Source organism: Salmonella sp. 741265116_PST (assembly GCF_046567715.1).
GTDB lineage: Bacteria > Pseudomonadota > Gammaproteobacteria > Enterobacterales > Enterobacteriaceae > Salmonella > Salmonella enterica.
In genome coordinates this window covers 1-18,097 of record NZ_JBKFPH010000027.1, presented here as the reverse complement: position 1 = coordinate 18,097, position 18,097 = coordinate 1, and the positions used below count along the sequence as shown (strand labels likewise).

14 protein-coding genes and 1 pseudogene are annotated in these 18,097 nt (G+C 52.8%); 12 read left to right on the top strand and 3 right to left on the bottom strand.

The genetic code is table 11. The annotated features are described in order from the left end of the window. Positions 1-6: 6 nt before the first annotated feature. Positions 7-1,269: an MFS transporter gene (locus ACLD11_RS17125; RefSeq protein ID WP_411015149.1), complete on the bottom strand. Its 1,263-nt coding sequence runs from the start codon at positions 1,267-1,269 to the stop codon at positions 7-9. Positions 1,270-1,574: 305 nt separating this feature from the next. Between ACLD11_RS17125 and yidA the strand changes: the two genes are divergently transcribed. From yidA to ACLD11_RS17095, 6 genes are all read left to right on the top strand, one after another. Continuing rightward, the gene (yidA, locus tag ACLD11_RS17120; RefSeq protein ID WP_156010368.1) at positions 1,575-2,426 is read left to right on the top strand and encodes a sugar-phosphatase; all 852 of its coding nucleotides are present in this window, start codon (positions 1,575-1,577) and stop codon (positions 2,424-2,426) included. A gap of 253 nt (positions 2,427-2,679) precedes the next feature. Further along, positions 2,680-3,369 carry a D-galactonate utilization transcriptional regulator DgoR gene (gene dgoR / locus ACLD11_RS17115; protein WP_000174317.1) on the top strand — a complete coding sequence of 230 codons (690 nt, stop codon included), beginning with the start codon at positions 2,680-2,682 and terminating at the stop codon, positions 3,367-3,369. After that, positions 3,366-4,244: a 2-dehydro-3-deoxygalactonokinase gene (locus tag ACLD11_RS17110; RefSeq protein ID WP_000127129.1), complete on the top strand. Its 879-nt coding sequence runs from the start codon at positions 3,366-3,368 to the stop codon at positions 4,242-4,244. Before dgoR ends, ACLD11_RS17110 begins: the two co-directional genes overlap by 4 nt. Then, on the top strand, positions 4,228-4,845 hold the full coding sequence (locus tag ACLD11_RS17105) for a 2-dehydro-3-deoxy-6-phosphogalactonate aldolase (RefSeq protein WP_156010370.1): 618 nt from the start codon (positions 4,228-4,230) through the stop codon (positions 4,843-4,845). The genes ACLD11_RS17110 and ACLD11_RS17105 overlap by 17 nt, the downstream gene beginning before the upstream one ends. Further along, complete coding sequence (gene dgoD / locus ACLD11_RS17100) at positions 4,842-5,990, top strand: galactonate dehydratase (protein WP_061377470.1); 1,149 nt, start codon at positions 4,842-4,844, stop codon at positions 5,988-5,990. Before ACLD11_RS17105 ends, dgoD begins: the two co-directional genes overlap by 4 nt. Before the next feature lie 84 nt (positions 5,991-6,074). Continuing rightward, positions 6,075-7,412, top strand: a complete 1,338-nt coding sequence (locus ACLD11_RS17095) for an MFS transporter (protein WP_076727569.1) — start codon at positions 6,075-6,077, stop codon at positions 7,410-7,412. A gap of 25 nt (positions 7,413-7,437) precedes the next feature. Here ACLD11_RS17095 and torS read toward each other — a convergent pair whose 3' ends face one another. Continuing rightward, complete coding sequence (torS, locus tag ACLD11_RS17090) at positions 7,438-10,173, bottom strand: TMAO reductase system sensor histidine kinase/response regulator TorS (protein WP_411015148.1); 2,736 nt, start codon at positions 10,171-10,173, stop codon at positions 7,438-7,440. A 79-nt stretch (positions 10,174-10,252) separates the two neighbouring features. Here torS and torT point away from each other — a divergent pair, with 79 nt between their 5' ends. Then, positions 10,253-11,293 carry a TMAO reductase system periplasmic protein TorT gene (gene torT / locus ACLD11_RS17085; RefSeq protein WP_001202038.1) on the top strand — a complete coding sequence of 347 codons (1,041 nt, stop codon included), beginning with the start codon at positions 10,253-10,255 and terminating at the stop codon, positions 11,291-11,293. On the opposite strand, the gene torR is transcribed toward torT, so the two are convergent. Then, complete coding sequence (gene torR / locus ACLD11_RS17080) at positions 11,266-11,958, bottom strand: two-component system response regulator TorR (protein ID WP_001562512.1); 693 nt, start codon at positions 11,956-11,958, stop codon at positions 11,266-11,268. The genes torT and torR overlap by 28 nt on opposite strands. Before the next feature lie 129 nt (positions 11,959-12,087). Here torR and torC point away from each other — a divergent pair, with 129 nt between their 5' ends. The 5 genes and pseudogenes from torC to ACLD11_RS17055 all read left to right on the top strand — a co-directional run. Continuing rightward, positions 12,088-13,272, top strand: a complete 1,185-nt coding sequence (gene torC / locus ACLD11_RS17075) for a pentaheme c-type cytochrome TorC (protein WP_001230254.1) — start codon at positions 12,088-12,090, stop codon at positions 13,270-13,272. Continuing rightward, complete coding sequence (gene torA / locus ACLD11_RS17070; protein WP_020437375.1) at positions 13,262-15,814, top strand: trimethylamine-N-oxide reductase TorA; 2,553 nt, start codon at positions 13,262-13,264, stop codon at positions 15,812-15,814. Before torC ends, torA begins: the two co-directional genes overlap by 11 nt. Next, positions 15,807-16,439 (top strand): molecular chaperone TorD, encoded by a 633-nt coding sequence (gene torD, locus ACLD11_RS17065; RefSeq protein ID WP_411015147.1) that lies wholly within the window; start codon positions 15,807-15,809, stop codon positions 16,437-16,439. The genes torA and torD overlap by 8 nt, the downstream gene beginning before the upstream one ends. 189 nt (positions 16,440-16,628) lie before the next feature. Further along, on the top strand, positions 16,629-18,029 hold the full coding sequence (locus tag ACLD11_RS17060; RefSeq protein WP_000724467.1) for a cytochrome-c peroxidase: 1,401 nt from the start codon (positions 16,629-16,631) through the stop codon (positions 18,027-18,029). A gap of 5 nt (positions 18,030-18,034) precedes the next feature. Continuing rightward, a pseudogene (locus ACLD11_RS17055) lies at positions 18,035-18,097 on the top strand (heme ABC transporter ATP-binding protein CcmA); the annotation flags it as partial.

Sequence of the window (18,097 nt, the reverse complement as noted above, 5' to 3'; positions counted from 1 at the left end):
TCGTAATTAATATTTTTTAATCGTTAAGATTAATGCCGATACCACGGCGATAGCGCTGATAAAAACCAGGCATAGTAAGCCGCCGGTATAAGTTCCAGTGATAGAAATAAATAAGCCGATAAATACGGGAGATAATGAAGAGAGTCCATTGGCGACGCCGTTCATTACGCCGCTGGCGGCGGATATGGATTTTCCGGGTATCATTCCCTGTAATAACGTCCAGGCAACGGGGGTGCCCATCGTACAGAAAGCCACAGCAAAGGAGAGGAGTACTGCTGACATATATTTATGTTCGGTTATAGTACCGAAATAGATACTGACGCCAGCGAAAAACATTAATACCATTAATATGGGGGCGCTGCGTCCTATTTTATCGACGAAGATGCCTGCGGCCGCTTTGGCAAATATCGACAGGACAAAGGGAAGCGACGCCAGCCAACCCATTTCCGCCCAACTGAACCCTCTGGCTGATTTTAGATAGGTCGGTAGCCAGGTAATCATTCCCCAATATAAACATTGCAGACACAGATACCACAGCACCAGCAGCCAATAGCTGTAGTTGGTAATCACCGGTTTTACCCGCAACATAAAACTTTCGCTGCTGCCTGCGCTTTCCGTTTCCTGCCCGGCTTTGATATAAGCCAGTTCCTGCTCGCTGATACTTTTATGTTGTTCTGGTTTATCAGCAACATATCGCCAAAGTAGCCAGAGTGGGATTAACCCAAGAGCGGCGCATAAAAAGAAGTTGGAGCGCCAGCCGTGGGTGCCTATCCACCAGGTGAAAAAAGGCATCGCAATGGCGGGAGCGACTGACTGGCCGACGATCCACGCCGCGTTTGCTCTGCCGCGTTCCTGCTTCGGGAACCAGTTTTTAATAAATACGCTTTGCAGTGGATAATAAAATCCCTCTCCGATGCCCAGTAATATACGGCAAATAATAATTAGAGCGAATGATGTAGCGACTCCGCCAATCATTAAAGCGATAGTCCAGATCAGAATACAAAGCATCATTGCTTTTCTGGGGCCGAGATAATCACCAAGCGGTGATAATACAACGTTAGCGATACCATAAGCGGCCAGAAAGACGGTCATCATCATGCCGATTTGCAATGGCATACCTTCAATACCCATATAGGCTAAGAAGGGTTCATTCGCGGCTAATACCGAAACATTAACGCGATCGAGATAAGCAATAAATATTCCAATAAACAGACAGGCAACGATTAAAAATCTTTTCCTGGTTGGGGGGGCGGTAAGGGCCATCGACATTAGCGATCTCCTTCTCATCGGATAAGGTTATTTTAAAATATAAGTTTTTGTTGATTTTTACTGATTGAGAACCAATCCCATTAGGCTCTAAGTGATGATGTCCAAAGTAGCAATACGCATTCTTTTAGAAAAACGGTATTTTCTGTTTGATTAATGAGGTTATCTAATACATCAGGAGGGGAGAATACGGCCTGAAAAGGGGAATCTCGTTTGTGAATCTTATCCCCCTTTCTCTCGGATTCTTTACTGTTTTTTGAGCGGAATCGCGTTAGCATGAGTCAGGACTCATTTAATGCGGGGATTTCATGGCTATTAAACTCATTGCTATCGACATGGATGGCACCCTTCTGCTGCCCGATCACACCATTTCTCCGGCGGTTAAAAACGCGATTGCCGCTGCGCGTGAAAAAGGGGTAAACGTGGTGCTGACCACAGGCCGTCCGTATGCGGGTGTGCACAGTTACCTGAAAGAACTTCACATGGAACAGCCCGGTGATTATTGCATCACCTACAACGGGGCGCTGGTGCAGAAAGCAGGGGACGGCAGTACGGTTGCGCAAACGGCGCTCAGCTATGATGACTACCGTTACCTGGAAAAACTGTCCCGTGAGGTGGGTTCTCACTTCCACGCATTAGACCGAAATACGCTTTATACCGCTAACCGCGATATCAGCTACTACACGGTGCATGAATCGTATGTGGCGACCATTCCGCTGGTATTTTGTGAAGCGGAGAAGATGGACCCGAACACCCAGTTCCTGAAAGTTATGATGATCGATGAGCCTGCCGTTCTCGACCGGGCGATTGCGCGTATACCGGCAGAGGTGAAGGAAAAGTATACCGTGCTGAAAAGTGCGCCGTACTTCCTTGAAATCCTCGATAAACGGGTTAATAAAGGCACTGGCGTAAAATCACTGGCCGAGGCGCTGGGTATTAAGCCAGAGGAGGTGATGGCGATTGGCGATCAGGAAAACGACATTGCGATGATCGAATACGCCGGTATGGGCGTGGCAATGGACAACGCCATTCCGTCGGTCAAAGAGGTGGCTAACTTTGTGACTAAATCGAACCTTGAAGATGGTGTTGCCTGGGCGATTGAAAAATTTGTGCTGAACCCCGATCACTCATCCGGCTATTTTCCTGCCCGAAAGGCATAGTCGCCATCGGGCAAATACGCGCTTAACGACCCGCACTTGCTGCGGGTTTTTTTATATCTTTCGTTTACGTCTTATAACGTCCTCATAACCAATTGTCGTTTTTGTGATCTAAATTGTAGTACAACATAATTTTGTTGTACTACATTATTGACATGATAACGACGGTTGATATCACGCTAGTACTACAAAATTGCGGCGTAATTCAGCTATCGCGGTAAAGTAAGAGAGTTCACATCGAGCACAAGGACTCTCTATGACTCTCAATAAAACCGATCGCATCGTTATCACGCTGGGCAAACAGATTGTCAGCGGTAAATACGTACCCGGTTCGGCGCTGCCAGCGGAAGCGGATCTGTGCGAGGAGTTTGAAACGTCGCGCAACATCATTCGTGAAGTGTTTCGTTCGCTTATGGCGAAGCGGCTAATTGAAATGAAGCGCTATCGCGGCGCGTTTATCGCACCGCGTAACCAGTGGAATTATCTCGATACCGACGTGCTGCAATGGGTGCTGGAAAACGACTACGACCCGAGGCTTATCAGCGCGATGAGCGAAATACGAAACCTGGTGGAGCCAGCAATAGCACGCTGGGCGGCGGAACGGGCAACATCAAGCGATCTGGCTGAAATTGAGTCGGCGCTAAACGACATGATTGCCAACAACCAGGACCGGGAAGCGTTTAACGAGGCGGATATTCGCTATCACGAGGCAGTGTTGCAGTCGGTGCATAACCCGGTGCTGCAACAGTTAAATGTAGCGATCAGCTCGCTACAGCGAGCGGTATTTGAACGGACCTGGATGGGCGATGCGGCCAACATGCCGAAAACGCTCCAGGAACATAAGGCGCTATTCGATGCGATACGGCATCAGGATGGCGATGCGGCAGAGCAGGCGGCATTAACCATGATCGCCAGCTCGACACGAAGGTTAAAGGAAATCACATGACAGCTCGCTACATCGCAATTGACTGGGGATCGACCAATCTGCGCGCCTGGCTTTACCAGGGCGACAAATGCCTGGAGAGCAGGCAATCAGAAGCAGGCGTTACGCGCCTGAACGGTAAATCTCCTGACGCGGTGTTAGCAGAAGTCACAACACACTGGCGCGACAGCGCCACCCCTGTGGTAATGGCGGGCATGATCGGCAGTAACGTAGGCTGGCAAAATGCGCCTTACCTGCCGGTTCCCGCCCTGTTCTCCGCTATTGGCGAACAGTTAACCGCCGTTGGCGACAACATCTGGATCATCCCCGGATTGTGTGTCTCACGCGAGGATAACCACAACGTGATGCGCGGCGAAGAGACGCAACTGCTTGGCGCCCGCGAACTTTCTCCTTCTTCTGTCTATGTCATGCCCGGCACGCATTGCAAATGGGTACAGACTGATACGCAACAAATTCATGATTTTCGTACTGTGATGACAGGCGAACTCCATCACTTGTTGCTGCGTCACTCGCTGGTCGGGGCTGGTTTGCCGGAACAGGAAGCTTCTGGCGACGCCTATGCCGCGGGGTTGGAGCGCGGTCTTAATTCCCCTGCCGTCCTGCCTTCTCTTTTTGAGGTTCGCGCCTCGCACGTGTTGGGGCATCTTGCGCGTGAGCAGGTCAGCGACTTCCTCTCCGGCCTGTTGATTGGTGCGGAAGTCGCCAGCATGAGCGAATCCTTCGCGGCGCAACAGGCTATCACTCTCGTCGCTGGACCCGCGCTGATCTCACGTTACCAACAGGCGTTTCGTGCTATTGGGCGTGATGTTTCAACCGTGGATGGCGATATGGCATTTCAGGCTGGAATAAGGAGCATCGCTCATGCAGTGGCAAACTAATCTCCCTCTCATCGCTATCTTACGCGGTATAACGCCCGACGATGTGCTGGCGCACGTTGGCGCGGTGGTGGATGCGGGATTTGACGCTATAGAAATTCCGCTTAACTCCCCACAGTGGGAAAAAAGCATTTCTTCCGTGGTGAAAGCGTACGGCGGCAGGGCGCTTATTGGCGCTGGTACCGTACTGAAACCGGAACAGGTAGACCAGCTTGCCGGGATGGGCTGCAAGCTGGTCGTCACGCCAAATATCCAACCGGAGGTGATCCGCCGGGCGGTGAGCTATGGCATGACCGTGTGTCCGGGCTGCGCCACGGCAACAGAAGCCTTTGCTGCGCTGGATGCTGGCGCACAGGCGCTAAAAATTTTCCCGTCGTCGGCGTTTGGTCCGGGCTACATCAGCGCGCTGAAAGCGGTACTTCCGCCGGATGTTCCGCTATTTTCCGTCGGCGGCGTGACGCCGGAAAACCTGGCGCAATGGATTAAAGCCGGCTGTGTGGGCGCAGGATTGGGTAGCGATCTCTATCGCGCCGGGCAATCCGTTGAACGCACCGCGCAGCAGGCTACGGCATTTGTTAATGCGTATCGAGAGGCAGTGAAATGAAAATAACTCACATCACCACGTACCGTTTACCTCCACGTTGGATGTTCCTGAAAATCGAAACGGATGAAGGCGTGGTTGGCTGGGGAGAGCCGGTCATTGAAGGTCGGGCACGTACTGTAGAGGCGGCAGTACATGAGTTTGCCGACTACCTGATAGGGAAAGATCCGGCGCGTATCAACGACCTGTGGCAGGTAATGTACCGGGCCGGTTTTTATCGCGGCGGCCCGATTATGATGAGCGCCATCGCCGGTATTGACCAGGCATTGTGGGATATCAAAGGCAAGGTGTTGAATGCGCCGGTCTGGCAGCTCATGGGCGGCCTGGTGCGCGACAAAATCAAGGCCTATAGCTGGGTGGGCGGCGATCGTCCGGCAGACGTCATTGACGGTATTGAAAAATTGCGCGGTATTGGTTTTGACACCTTCAAGCTGAACGGCTGTGAAGAGATGGGCGTGATTGATAATTCCCGTGCGGTGGATGCGGCGGTCAATACCGTGGCGCAAATCCGCGAAGCTTTCGGCAGTGAAATTGAGTTTGGGCTCGATTTCCACGGTCGCGTTAGCGCGCCGATGGCGAAGGTGCTGATTAAAGAACTGGAACCCTATCGCCCGCTGTTTATTGAAGAGCCGGTGCTGGCGGAACAGGCGGAATATTATCCGCGCCTGGCGGCGCAAACGCATATTCCGATTGCCGCAGGTGAGCGTATGTTCTCGCGTTTTGAATTTAAACGCGTGCTGGACGCGGGCGGGTTGGCGATTCTACAGCCGGATTTATCCCACGCGGGCGGCATTACCGAATGCTATAAAATCGCCGGAATGGCGGAAGCATATGACGTGGCGCTGGCACCGCATTGCCCGCTGGGTCCAATCGCCCTGGCTGCCTGCCTGCATATCGATTTTGTTTCGCGCAACGCGGTATTCCAGGAACAGAGTATGGGCATTCACTATAACAAGGGCGCGGAGCTGCTCGACTTTGTGAAAAACAAAGAAGACTTCAGCATGAACGGCGGCTTCTTTAAACCCTTAACCAAACCGGGTCTTGGCGTAGATATTGACGAGGCCAGGGTGATTGAACTTAGCAAAAGCGCGCCGGACTGGCGTAATCCGTTGTGGCGGCACGCTGACGGATCGGTAGCCGAGTGGTGATCGCCACGCTGTAGGCTCAACAAACGTCGCCCTCCGGGCAACCCAATTTAAATATAAAAACACACCCTCTGTAATTTACAGGGCATGGTGAGCGGCCTCGCTATGCCCAGAATCTGGAGACAGATGACGATGGATATTTCAGTTACAGCAGCACAGCCGGGGCGTCGCCGCTATCTGACGCTGGTGATGATCTTTATTACCGTGGTGATTTGCTACGTCGATCGCGCCAACCTTGCCGTGGCTTCCATGCATATTCAACAAGAATTCGGCATTACCAAAGCGGAAATGGGCTATGTCTTCTCCGCTTTTGCCTGGCTCTATACGTTATGCCAGATCCCCGGCGGCTGGTTTCTCGACCGTATTGGGTCCCGGCTGACCTATTTTATCGCTATCTTCGGCTGGTCAGTCGCGACGCTATTGCAGGGGTTTGCGACGGGACTATTGTCGCTTATCGGCCTGCGCGCTATTACCGGGATTTTCGAGGCACCAGCCTTTCCGGCAAATAACCGGATGGTCACTAGCTGGTTTCCGGAGCATGAGCGCGCATCCGCAGTCGGGTTCTACACCTCCGGACAGTTCGTCGGACTGGCGTTCCTTACGCCGCTGCTGATCTGGATTCAGGAAATGCTGAGCTGGCACTGGGTCTTTATCGTCACCGGCGGTATCGGGATTATCTGGTCATTGGTCTGGTTTAAGGTTTATCAACCGCCGCGTTTGACGAAAAGCCTTAGCCAGGCGGAGCTGGAGTATATTCGCGATGGCGGCGGTCTGGTGGATGGCGATGCGCCAGCGAAAAAAGAGGCCCGCCAGCCGCTGACGAAAGCCGACTGGAAACTGGTATTCCATCGTAAGCTGGTGGGCGTCTACCTCGGACAGTTCGCCGTAAACTCTACGCTATGGTTCTTTCTGACCTGGTTTCCTAATTATCTGACCCAGGAAAAAGGCATTACCGCGCTAAAAGCGGGCTTTATGACGACCGTACCGTTCCTGGCTGCCTTTTTTGGCGTACTGCTCTCCGGCTGGCTGGCGGATAAACTGGTGAAAAAAGGCTTTTCGCTGGGCGTGGCGCGCAAAACGCCGATTATTTGCGGTTTGCTCATCTCCACGTGCATTATGGGCGCTAACTACACTAACGATCCGTTGTGGATTATGGCATTGATGGCGATAGCTTTCTTCGGCAACGGATTTGCATCCATTACCTGGTCGTTAATCTCTTCCCTTGCGCCGATGCGGTTGATTGGCCTTACCGGCGGTATGTTTAACTTTATCGGCGGGTTGGGCGGGATTAGCGTACCGTTAGTGATTGGTTATCTGGCGCAAAGCTACGGTTTTGCTCCGGCGCTGGTCTATATCTCCGTTGTGGCCCTGCTGGGTGCGCTGTCTTACATCCTGTTAGTGGGCGATGTGAAACGCGTCGGATAAGTTGGCCGTGGCGAGCCGGAAGCCATTATGGCGAAGGATGACCGGCTATCCATGCGTCGAGCGCCGTCACTCCCTGCGTCACGATAGTTTTAATATCTATATCACTAAGCGGTTGCAATTCCAGCTCCCGACAGGCTTCGGTTGCCTGCGTCATCCCCAGGCTGGCGCAGCCGCTTTTTAATTTATGCGCCAGCCGCTTAATGTTAACGTCGTCATTCATGGCGCGCGCTGCCTCGATCTCCTCGACTAAAGGCAGCGCGCTGTCTTTGAATAACGCGACCCACTGCCGGAGTTTTTCCGGGCCGACAGACGCCATATCGCCGGCAAGCTGATGTTCATTCAACATCACCCGCGCGTTGTGAGATTTGCCCTGTAAATAGTGCGCTATCATGCGGTAAAGCTCCTCGCGGGGAACGGGCTTTTGAATAATCCCGCAGAAAAGACCGACGGTACGCTGACGAAGATTATCGTCTATCACATGCGCGCTAAAACCAATGCGCTTCATGGCGGGATACAGACTCATCAACTGCTGCGCCAGGGTTAAGCCGTTATAATCCGGTAAATCAAAATCCACCAGCGCCACATCAAAGGACTCGCCTTCGGCTAAACGGCGTAGCGCGTCATTCGCGCTTTCAGCTACTGAGACCTTCACCCCTTTACCCGTGAGCATTTCAGCGGTAATACGCTGCGTCAGCATATTATCTTCAATCAGCAACAGGCGTAGTCCGTTAAGATTTACCGGTTCCCTGAACGCATTTTTGCTTGCGGGTTTGGGGGGGCGAACCGGCAGTTGTAAACGAAAACAACTGCCAACATGAAGCGTACTGGTGACGGTTAGCGTCCCGCCCATCGCTTCTGCCAGGCTGGCGCTGATAGCCAGCCCCAGGCCCGTCCCGCCCCGGCGTCCTGTCGCCTGCACAAACGGTTTGAAAATAGCTGTCAGCTTCGCTTCAGGGATACCGCACCCGGTATCTTCAACCTCAATAAACCAGCTCTGATCGTCGCAAAACGTGCGCAGCACTATGCTGCCGCGATCGGTAAATTTCGCCGCATTACTTAAAAGATTAATCACAATTTGACGTATCCGGCGCGGATCGCCTTGTAGCGTGGAGGGGAGTCGCTCGCTAAAGTCGGCGATGAGCGCCACTTGAACGCGGCTGTGCATTAAATGCAGCGCGCTATTCAACAATTGTCGCGGTTCAAACGGCTCCTCACTAATAGAAACGTTGGTGCCGCCTACTTCAATCGCCGAGTAATCAAGAATATCGTTAAGAATTGCCAGTAGCGATTCGCCTGAATCATTAATGGCCTGTAAATCGTCGCGGTAGTTTGCCATGAGCGGTTTATCGGCCAGCAATTGTACCGTACCGAGAATGCCGTAAAGCGGCGTGCGAATTTCATGGCTCATGGCGGCAAGGAACGTCGATTTCGCCTCGTTGGCCTTTTCCGCTTCGGCGCGCGCCTGCCGGTGTTCCAGCACCAGCGCATGAAGCTCCGCCGTTTGCGAACGCACCTGTTCCGCCAAATCCTCACGATGGCGGTTCAATTTGCGCACGTTGGCGCGAAACGCTTCCATCAGACGGCTGATGGTATCCAGTTCGCTGACGCCAGCCGCCTCCGGAAACGGTGAGTCAATATCGCCCTCCAGTAGCCGCTGTAAGGCCTGCGTTTGTTGCGCCAGCGGGCGGGATACAGAACGGTAAACCACTTGCCAAAGAATAAAACTTAATGAGCACAGCGCCAGGATACCTAAGATCACTAACCCTATTTGCCCACGCTGACTGGCGTGTGTAAGACGCGCTAACCCAGCCTCGTTTCGTTTTTCGATGGCGTTCACCAACTGCGACACTTCCGTACTGAAGCGGGTAAACTGAAAGAGGTTATTGGCCATAAGCGTTTGAAGCTGGTCGTGGATGGCGTTTTCCTTACGAAACAGGGTAACCAGTGTGGTGTACTGGTTTATTTTCTCCAGCGCGTCGGCGATTTGGGCGCGAACGGTAGGATCTTCTATACGCTGCTGGCGGCGGGATAAAATTTTAACCAACTGATTAAGTTTTTCATCGGTGTCCTCGGCATCGCTCAGCCCTTGCGCGTCTTTTAAGGTCACAATGAGCTGCTTAAACTGCAGGGCATTGACCCGCAGCTCATTCATCTGATTCACATACTCAAGGTCGATATCAATCAGTCGGTCAAGCGCGCGTTCAGCCTGGTCCCCTTTACCGCTTTCGATAAGATCGTAAATACCGGCCTGGGTGGCGCCCGCAGATGTCGCTGCATTATTGGCCTGACCGTGAGCCTGGGCGGCAATGCTTTCTGCCGCCTCCGCAATCTGGCGGCTTAACTGCTGTTGCTGTGCGCGCAGCGTGAGAATTTCACCGACCAGCGTTCCCTGTTGCCCAAGCGTTTGCGCGATCTCTTTTTCTTGCCGGGCGATGGCCGAGGTATTAAATCCCTGCTCGCTTAATGCCTGCAAAAGATGGTTAATTTTAAGGCTTTGCGCTTTCAGCATCTTCCCCTGCGCCAGCCAAACGCCCTCACTGTCGGCATTGGTCAGATTTTGCGCAGAAAAGAGCTCGTAAGCGCTGGCTTCGCTTAACTGCCTGGCCATATTCATCGTCGGGAGCAGCGCTTGCGTATTGGTTTGCTCCACCTGACTAATGACGCGCAGGCTTATCCAGCCGATCACGGTGCTGAGCAGGGTGAGTGCCGCCATCAGGGCGAAGGCCAGCCATAATCTGCGGGTCAGTGAAGGCGTTGACATTTATGCGCCGCGGGTGAAATGGGTTGAGTTGCCGCCGGAAAAACCATTAGGATAAAACCTTGTTGCTGGTGGGGCTATCATGCGCGCGCTTATTTCGTTCTTTTTTTTGATAATCATCGTCTCGAATGTAGAAACGGCGTCAGCCGAAACCGGGCTGCTACACTGGACGCGCGCCGATCGGGCGATTCCCTGGCGGCAAACGTCAGTCAATGCGAGTAAACCCTGGAAACTGTGCGCATTATACCCCAGTCTGAAAGATTCTTACTGGTTGTCCGTCAACTACGGGATGCAAAAAGCGGCCAAATTGTATGGCGTTGATTTAAAAGTGCTGGAAGCGAATGGCTATCGGCAACTGGCGACGCAACAACAGCAAATGATGCAGTGCCGGGAGTGGGGCGCCGACGCTATTCTGCTTGGCAGCAGTACCGATCGTTTCCCGGAACTGGAACGGTATGCCGGTAATGTGCCGGTTATTGAACTGGTGAACATGATTCACGATGCCAGCGTCGCAACCCGCGTTGGTCTGCCGTGGTTTCAGATGGGGTATCTGCCGGGACGTTTCCTGGTGCAGTGGAGCAAAGGAAAAGCGCTTAACGTTTTACTCTTCCCGGGGCCGGAAGAAGCCGGCGGCAGTCAGGAGATGGTGGCGGGTTTTCGTCAGGCAATTAAAGGCAGCGCCATCAACATTGTGGATATCGCCTGGGGCGATAACGACATTGAAGTGCAACGAAACTTACTCCAGGAAATGCTGGAGCGCCATCCGGACGCCAATGTGGTCGCCGGGTCGGCGATAGCGGCGGAGGCGGCGATGGGCGAAGGGCGAAATTTGACGACTCCGCTCACGATCGTCTCATTTTATCTGACGCATCAGGTTTATCGCGGTTTAAAACGCGGCCATATCCTGATGGCGCTCAGCGATCAGATGGCCTGGCAGGGAGAATTAGCGATAACGCAGTCGATTAAGGTCTTACAGGGGCAACCGGTGCCTGAAAATATCAGCCCGCCGGTGCTTATTTTGACGCATAACAACGCCGACAGCGCGCGCGTTCGCCGTTCGCTATCGCCTCCGGGATTTCGGCCCGTCTATCTGTATCAATACACCTCCGAGGCTAAAAAGTAGCCTTCGCCATGCTGTGTGACCAGCAGTTCCGGTGTAATTTTATGACGTAAGCGGCGAACCAGGACATCAATCGTGCGGAGATCCGGAGTCTCTACGCGGCGGGCAGAAAGCATTCGCAGCAGACGTTCGCGATGCAGCACTTTGCCTGGGTTGGTCACAAAGGCCAGCAGTAGCTCGTACTCCGCGCGCGTAAGCTTAATGGCTTCACCGTTGTGCTCCAGCGTGTGATTCATCACGTTCAGGCAGTAACCGGAAAACATATAGCAGTTTTCACTGGCATTTTGCGGCGTGGGGCGGGCCAGATCGATGCGCCACAAAAGATTTTTCACCCGTACTACCAGCTCGCGCAGTTCCAGCGGCTTGGTGACGTAGTCGTCCGCGCCCATCTCCAGTCCGACGATGCGGTCGATTTGGTCGCAACGCCCCGTCACCAGAATAATGCCCACCGTGGAGCGTTCTCGTAGCGCCCTGGTCAGCATCAACCCGTTTTCATCGGGGAGGTTGATATCCAGCAGGATCAGCGAAACGTGCTCATGCTCCATGATGTCACGCAGGCCCGCGCCGCTGTCGGTCACCGAAACGCGATACCCCTCCTGCTCAAAATAGGCCTGTAATCTGGCCTGAGTAACAGGTTCATCCTCAACAATAACAATGTGATGTGACATCCTGCGCGCGGTCTCTTTCTGTTCATATCTGTTCATATATTGCCGTATCCCGTTCATCCTGACCAGTGACGCTGTTCATATTTGCGGAATAAGATCTGCGCATTAAACCATATAATTACAGGGGCTATTATGCGAAAACTCTGGAGAGCGCTACTCAGGCCAAGCGCCCGTTGGTCGATACTGGCGCTGGTCATTGTCGGGATTGTGATCGGCGTTGCGCTGATCGTGTTACCTCACGTCGGTATCAAACTGACCAGTACGACAGAGTTTTGCGTCAGCTGCCATAGTATGCAGCCGGTGTATCAGGAATATAAACAGTCCGTACATTTCCAGAACGCTTCCGGCGTACGCGCGGAATGTCACGATTGCCATATCCCCCCTGATATTCCAGGCATGGTGAAACGTAAGCTGGAAGCCAGCAACGATCTTTACCAGACATTTATCGCCCACTCGATTGATACCCCGGAAAAATTTGAAGCCAAACGCGCCGAGCTTGCCGAGCGTGAATGGGCGCGCATGAAAGAGAATAACTCCGCGACCTGTCGTTCCTGCCATAACTACGATGCGATGGATCACGCGAAACAGAACCCGGAAGCGGCGCGGCAAATGAAAATCGCCGCGAAAGAAAATCAGTCCTGCATCGACTGCCATAAAGGGATTGCCCACCAGCTACCGGATATGAGCAGCGGTTTCCGCAAACAGTTTGATGAACTGCGCGCCAGCGCCAGTACGCATAATGACGGCGATACGCTCTATTCGCTGGATATCAAGCCGATTTACGCCGCTAAAGGCGATAAAGAACCGGCAGGTTCGCTGTTACCTGCTTCTGAAGTGAAAGTCCTTAAACGGGACGGTGACTGGCTGCAAGTGCAAATCGAAGGCTGGACGGAGACGGACGGTCGCCAGCGCGTGCTGACGCAGTTGCCCGGTAAACGTATTTTTGTCGCCTCGATTCGCGGCGATGTGCAACAGCATGTGAAAACGCTGGAAGAGACCACCGTCGCGGCGACCAATACTCAGTGGAGCAAATTACAGGCAACCGCGTGGATGCAAAAAGGCGACATGGTAAATGACATTAAACCGATTTGGGCCTATGCCGACTCCCTCTATAACGGCACCTGTAATCAGTGTCACGGCGCGCCGGACAAAGCGCACTTTGACGCTAACGGCTGGATCGGCACGCTCAACGGCATGATCGGTTTCACCAGTCTGGATAAGCGTGAAGAACGTACCTTGTTGAAATATCTCCAGATGAATGCGTCTGATACCACCAACACGCCGCACAGCGATAAGGGAGAACACAATGAAAAATAAGGACTCGTTACACGTCTCTCGTCGACGTTTTCTGGCGCAGCTTGGCGGCTTGACGGTGGCAGGAATGCTGGGGCCGTCACTGCTGACGCCCCGTAGCGCCCGCGCAGCGGATGCCGTTGCGCCAGGCGCCGCGACGAAAGAGGGTATCCTTACCGGTTCTCACTGGGGGGCGATTCGCGCCACGGTGGTTGACGGTCGATTTGTGGCGGCAAAACCGTTTGAACAGGATAAATACCCGTCCAAAATGATCGCCGGCCTGCCCGATCACGTCCACAACGCGGCGCGTATTCGCTATCCGATGGTGCGCGTCGACTGGATGCGCAAAGGTCATCAAAGCGACACCTCGCAGCGCGGCGATAATCGTTTTGTGCGCGTCTCCTGGGATGAAGCGCTGGATCTGTTCTATCAGGAACTGGAGCGGGTGCAAAAAACCTACGGGCCGAGCGCGTTACTGACGGCGAGCGGCTGGCAATCTACCGGCATGTTCCATAACGCCTCCGGGATGCTGGCGCGCGCGATTGCGCTACATGGCAATAGCGTCAGCACGGGAGGGGACTATTCGACCGGCGCGGCGCAGGTGATTCTGCCGCGCGTGGTGGGTTCAATGGAAGTGTACGAGCAGCAAACGTCATGGCCTCTGGTTTTACAGAACAGTAAAACGATTGTGCTATGGGGTTCTGATATGGTGAAAAACCAGCAGGCAAACTGGTGGTGCCCGGATCACGATGTCTATCAGTACTATGAACAATTAAAAGAGAAGGTTGCCAGCGGTGCTATCTCGGTCATCAGCATCGACCCGGTTGTCACCTCCACGCACGATTATCTGGGGCGCGATAAGGTCAAACATATCGCCATTAACCCGCAGACGGATGTCCCGTTACAACTGGCGCTGGCGCATACTCTGTACAGCGAGAAACTGTACGATAAAAATTTCCTTGATAACTACTGCGTCGGTTTTGACCAGTTCCTCCCCTATTTGCTGGGCGAAAAAGATGGACAGCCCAAAGATGCCGCCTGGGCGGAAAAACTGTGCGGTATTGACGCCGACACCATCCGCGCGTTGGCGCGGCAGATGGCGGGCGACAGAACGCAAATCATCGCTGGCTGGTGCGTACAACGTATGCAGCATGGCGAACAGTGGTCATGGATGGTCGTCGTGCTGGCGGCAATGCTGGGCCAGATTGGTTTACCGGGCGGCGGCTTTGGTTTTGGCTGGCACTACAACGGCGCTGGGACGCCTGGCCGTAAAGGGATCATTTTAAGCGGCTTTTCCGGTTCGACGACCGTTCCGCCAGTACACGACAGCACGGATTACAAAGGCTACAGCAGCACCATTCCTATTGCGCGTTTTATGGATGCCATTCTTGAACCGGGCAAGGTCATTAACTGGAACGGCAAATCGGTTAAATTACCGCCGCTGAAGATGTGCGTGTTCGCCGGGACTAACCCGTTCCACCGACACCAACAAATTAACCGCATAATTGAAGGCTGGCGCAAGCTGGAAACGGTCATCGCTATTGATAACCAGTGGACGTCGACCTGCCGCTTTGCGGATATCGTTTTGCCGGCTACCACCCAATTTGAGCGTAACGACCTCGATCAGTTCGGCAACCACTCTAACCGCGGCATTATCGCCATGAAACAGGTGGTGTCGCCGCAGTTTGAAGCGCGTAACGACTTTGATATTTTCCGCGATCTCTGCCGACGCTTTAACCGTGAAGCGGCATTCACGGAAGGTCTTGATGAAATGGGCTGGCTGAAACGCATCTGGCAGGAAGGGAGCCAGCAGGGAAAAGGTCGCGGTATCCACTTACCGACTTTCGAGGTGTTCTGGAATCAACAGGAGTACATCGAGTTTGATCATCCGCAGATGTTTGTACGCCATCAGGCTTTCCGTGAAGATCCGGACCTGGAGCCGTTGGGCACGCCAAGCGGTTTGATCGAGATTTACTCCAAAACGATCGCCGACATGCAATACGACGATTGTCAGGGCCATCCCATGTGGTTCGAAAAAATCGAACGCTCGCATGGCGGGCCGGGATCGCAGCGCTGGCCGCTGCACTTACAATCCGTCCACCCTGATTTCCGTCTGCATTCCCAACTGTGCGAGTCGGAAACGCTGCGTCAGCAATATGCCGTTGGCGGCAAGGAGCCGGTCTTTATTAACCCACAGGATGCCAGCGCGCGCGGGATCCGCAACGGTGACATCGTGCGGGTATTCAATGCACGCGGGCAGGTACTGGCGGGGGCGGTGGTTTCCGATCGCTATGCGCCGGGCGTGGCGCGAATTCATGAAGGCGCCTGGTACGATCCTGATAAAGGCGGCGATCTCAACGCGTTGTGTAAGTACGGCAACCCTAACGTATTAACGCTGGATATCGGTACATCACAGCTCGCGCAGGCGACCAGCGCGCATACGACGCTGGTGGAAATTGAAAAATATACCGGTCCTATTGATAACGTCACGGCGTTTAACGGTCCGGTCGAGATGGTCGCGCAGTGTGAATATGTACCCGCATCGCAGGGGAATCCGCATGATTAAGCAGCCAGCGCTTGCTCAGGAACAGTACGCCTGCGTATATGCATGGCTGGCGTTACTCTTTTTCCGGGAAGTAGATGATGAAGGGTTAATACAATTACAGTCCGCGGAGATCGCGGACTGGCTGGCGCTGTTAAAGCGTCAGCCTGCGCTGGCGGCGTCGGTGGCGTTACTCGAACAAAAAATTGCCGCGCTTAGCCTGCGCCAGGATGCGCAGCTGGAGCTGGCCGCAGATTTTTGCGGATTGTTCCTGATGACGGATAGAAAATCGGCGTTGCCCTACGCCTCGCAATACCCGCAGCAGGAACCCGGCATGATTAAACATTTATTACTTGAAGCCGGGATGGAAGTCAACGACGATTTTAAAGAGCCGACCGACCACCTGGCGATTTATCTGGAATTACTCAGCCATTTACATTTTTCATTGGGTGAATCGTTCCAACAACGGAGAATGAATAAATTACGCCAGAAAACATTGTCGTCATTACTGGAATGGCTTCCGGAATTTACAAATAATTGCCTTAAGCATGATTCCTATGGTTTTTATGCTGCGTTAAGTCAATTATTGTTGGCTATCGTTCGTTTTGATGACGGAAAAGAGGATTTATCCATTGTTGCGACTGAATAAATCCTGTGACGGGCATCGCAAAATAAATCTTACGATAGTCGGGGGTTATCATATCTATAGGTTTAGCCAATTGTAATTATTGATACCAATCAATATCCATGATGGGTTTGTATTTAGTATTGACGGGCCTCATGAGTAAAAAAATAAAATTTAATTAATCATGCCGCAATACCCCATAAGGATAGTGATATGAAAAAAATTACCCTCTATGCGACAACGGTTATCACCGTTGGGCTGTTATGTTATTTAGGTTTGTCCGGGTATGTATGGTATTACGACAAACAGCGCAGTAAAAAAAGCGATGTGCAGGCCTCGGTTGTAGGTGAAAATAATAAAATACTGGGTTATTTCAGGGAGAAAGGATGTGATTATTGTCATACGCCTTCCGCTGAATTACCTTTTTATTCCTCTTTTCCGGTGGCAAAGCAGCTAATGGATTACGATATCCAGCTCGGCTACAAATCGTTTAACCTGGAGGCGGTACGGGCCGCCCTGATTGCGGATACGCCGGTGCCGCAAAGCGAACTGAATAAAATTGAATGGGTTATGCAACATCAGACTATGCCGCCAACCCGCTATGTCGCGCTGCACTGGGCGGGAGGCGTCAGCGATAAAGAGCGTACTGACATCCTGAACTGGATAGCCGATCAGCGTGAGCGCAACTATGCCAGCGCCGATACCGACGCCGCGCACCGGAATGAACCCGTTCAGCCTATTCCGCGCAATATTCCCGTCGATGCGAAAAAAGTCGACTTAGGTTTCCGTCTTTATCATGATGAACGTTTATCCGGCGACAGCACAATATCCTGTGCGCATTGTCACGCGTTAAATGCGGGCGGTGTCGATGGCAGAAAAACCTCAATTGGCGTTGGCGGTGCGGTAGGACCAATAAATGCGCCGACGGTATTCAACTCCGTATTTAATATCGAACAATTTTGGGATGGTCGTGCTGCAACCCTGCAGGCGCAAGCAGGCGGACCGCCGTTAAATCCTATCGAAATGGCCTCTAAATCCTGGGATGAAATTATTAGCAAGCTTGATAAAGATCCTGTCCTGAAAAAAGATTTCCAGGCGGTTTATCCGCAAGGATTTACCGGGGAAAATATTACTGATGCGATCGCCGAATTCGAAAAAACGTTGATAACGCCGGATTCCGCCTTTGATAAATGGCTACGTGGAGATGAAAATGCGCTGACCGCGCAACAGAAACACGGTTATCAATTATTTAAAGAGAATAAATGTGCAACCTGTCACGGCGGTATCATTTTAGGCGGGCGCTCTTTTGAACCATTGGGATTAAAGCGAGACTTTAATTTTGGCGAAATTACCGCAGCGGATATTGGTCGTATGAACGTCACCAAAGAGGTTCGCGATAAATTACGGCAAAAAGTCCCGGGCTTACGCAACGTCGCGTTAACAGCGCCTTATTTCCATCGGGGCGACGTACCGACGCTGGATGGCGCGGTAAAACTGATGCTGCGTTACCAGGTTGGCACCGATCTGCCGCAAAACGATATTGACGATATCGTCGCCTTCCTGGAAAGCCTGACCGGTGTTTATACGCCATATCAACCTGAATATGCGCAATGACAATGATGCTTGAAGCCAGAGATCTGTACTGCGAGCGGGACGAGAGGACGCTGTTTCGCGGGCTGTCG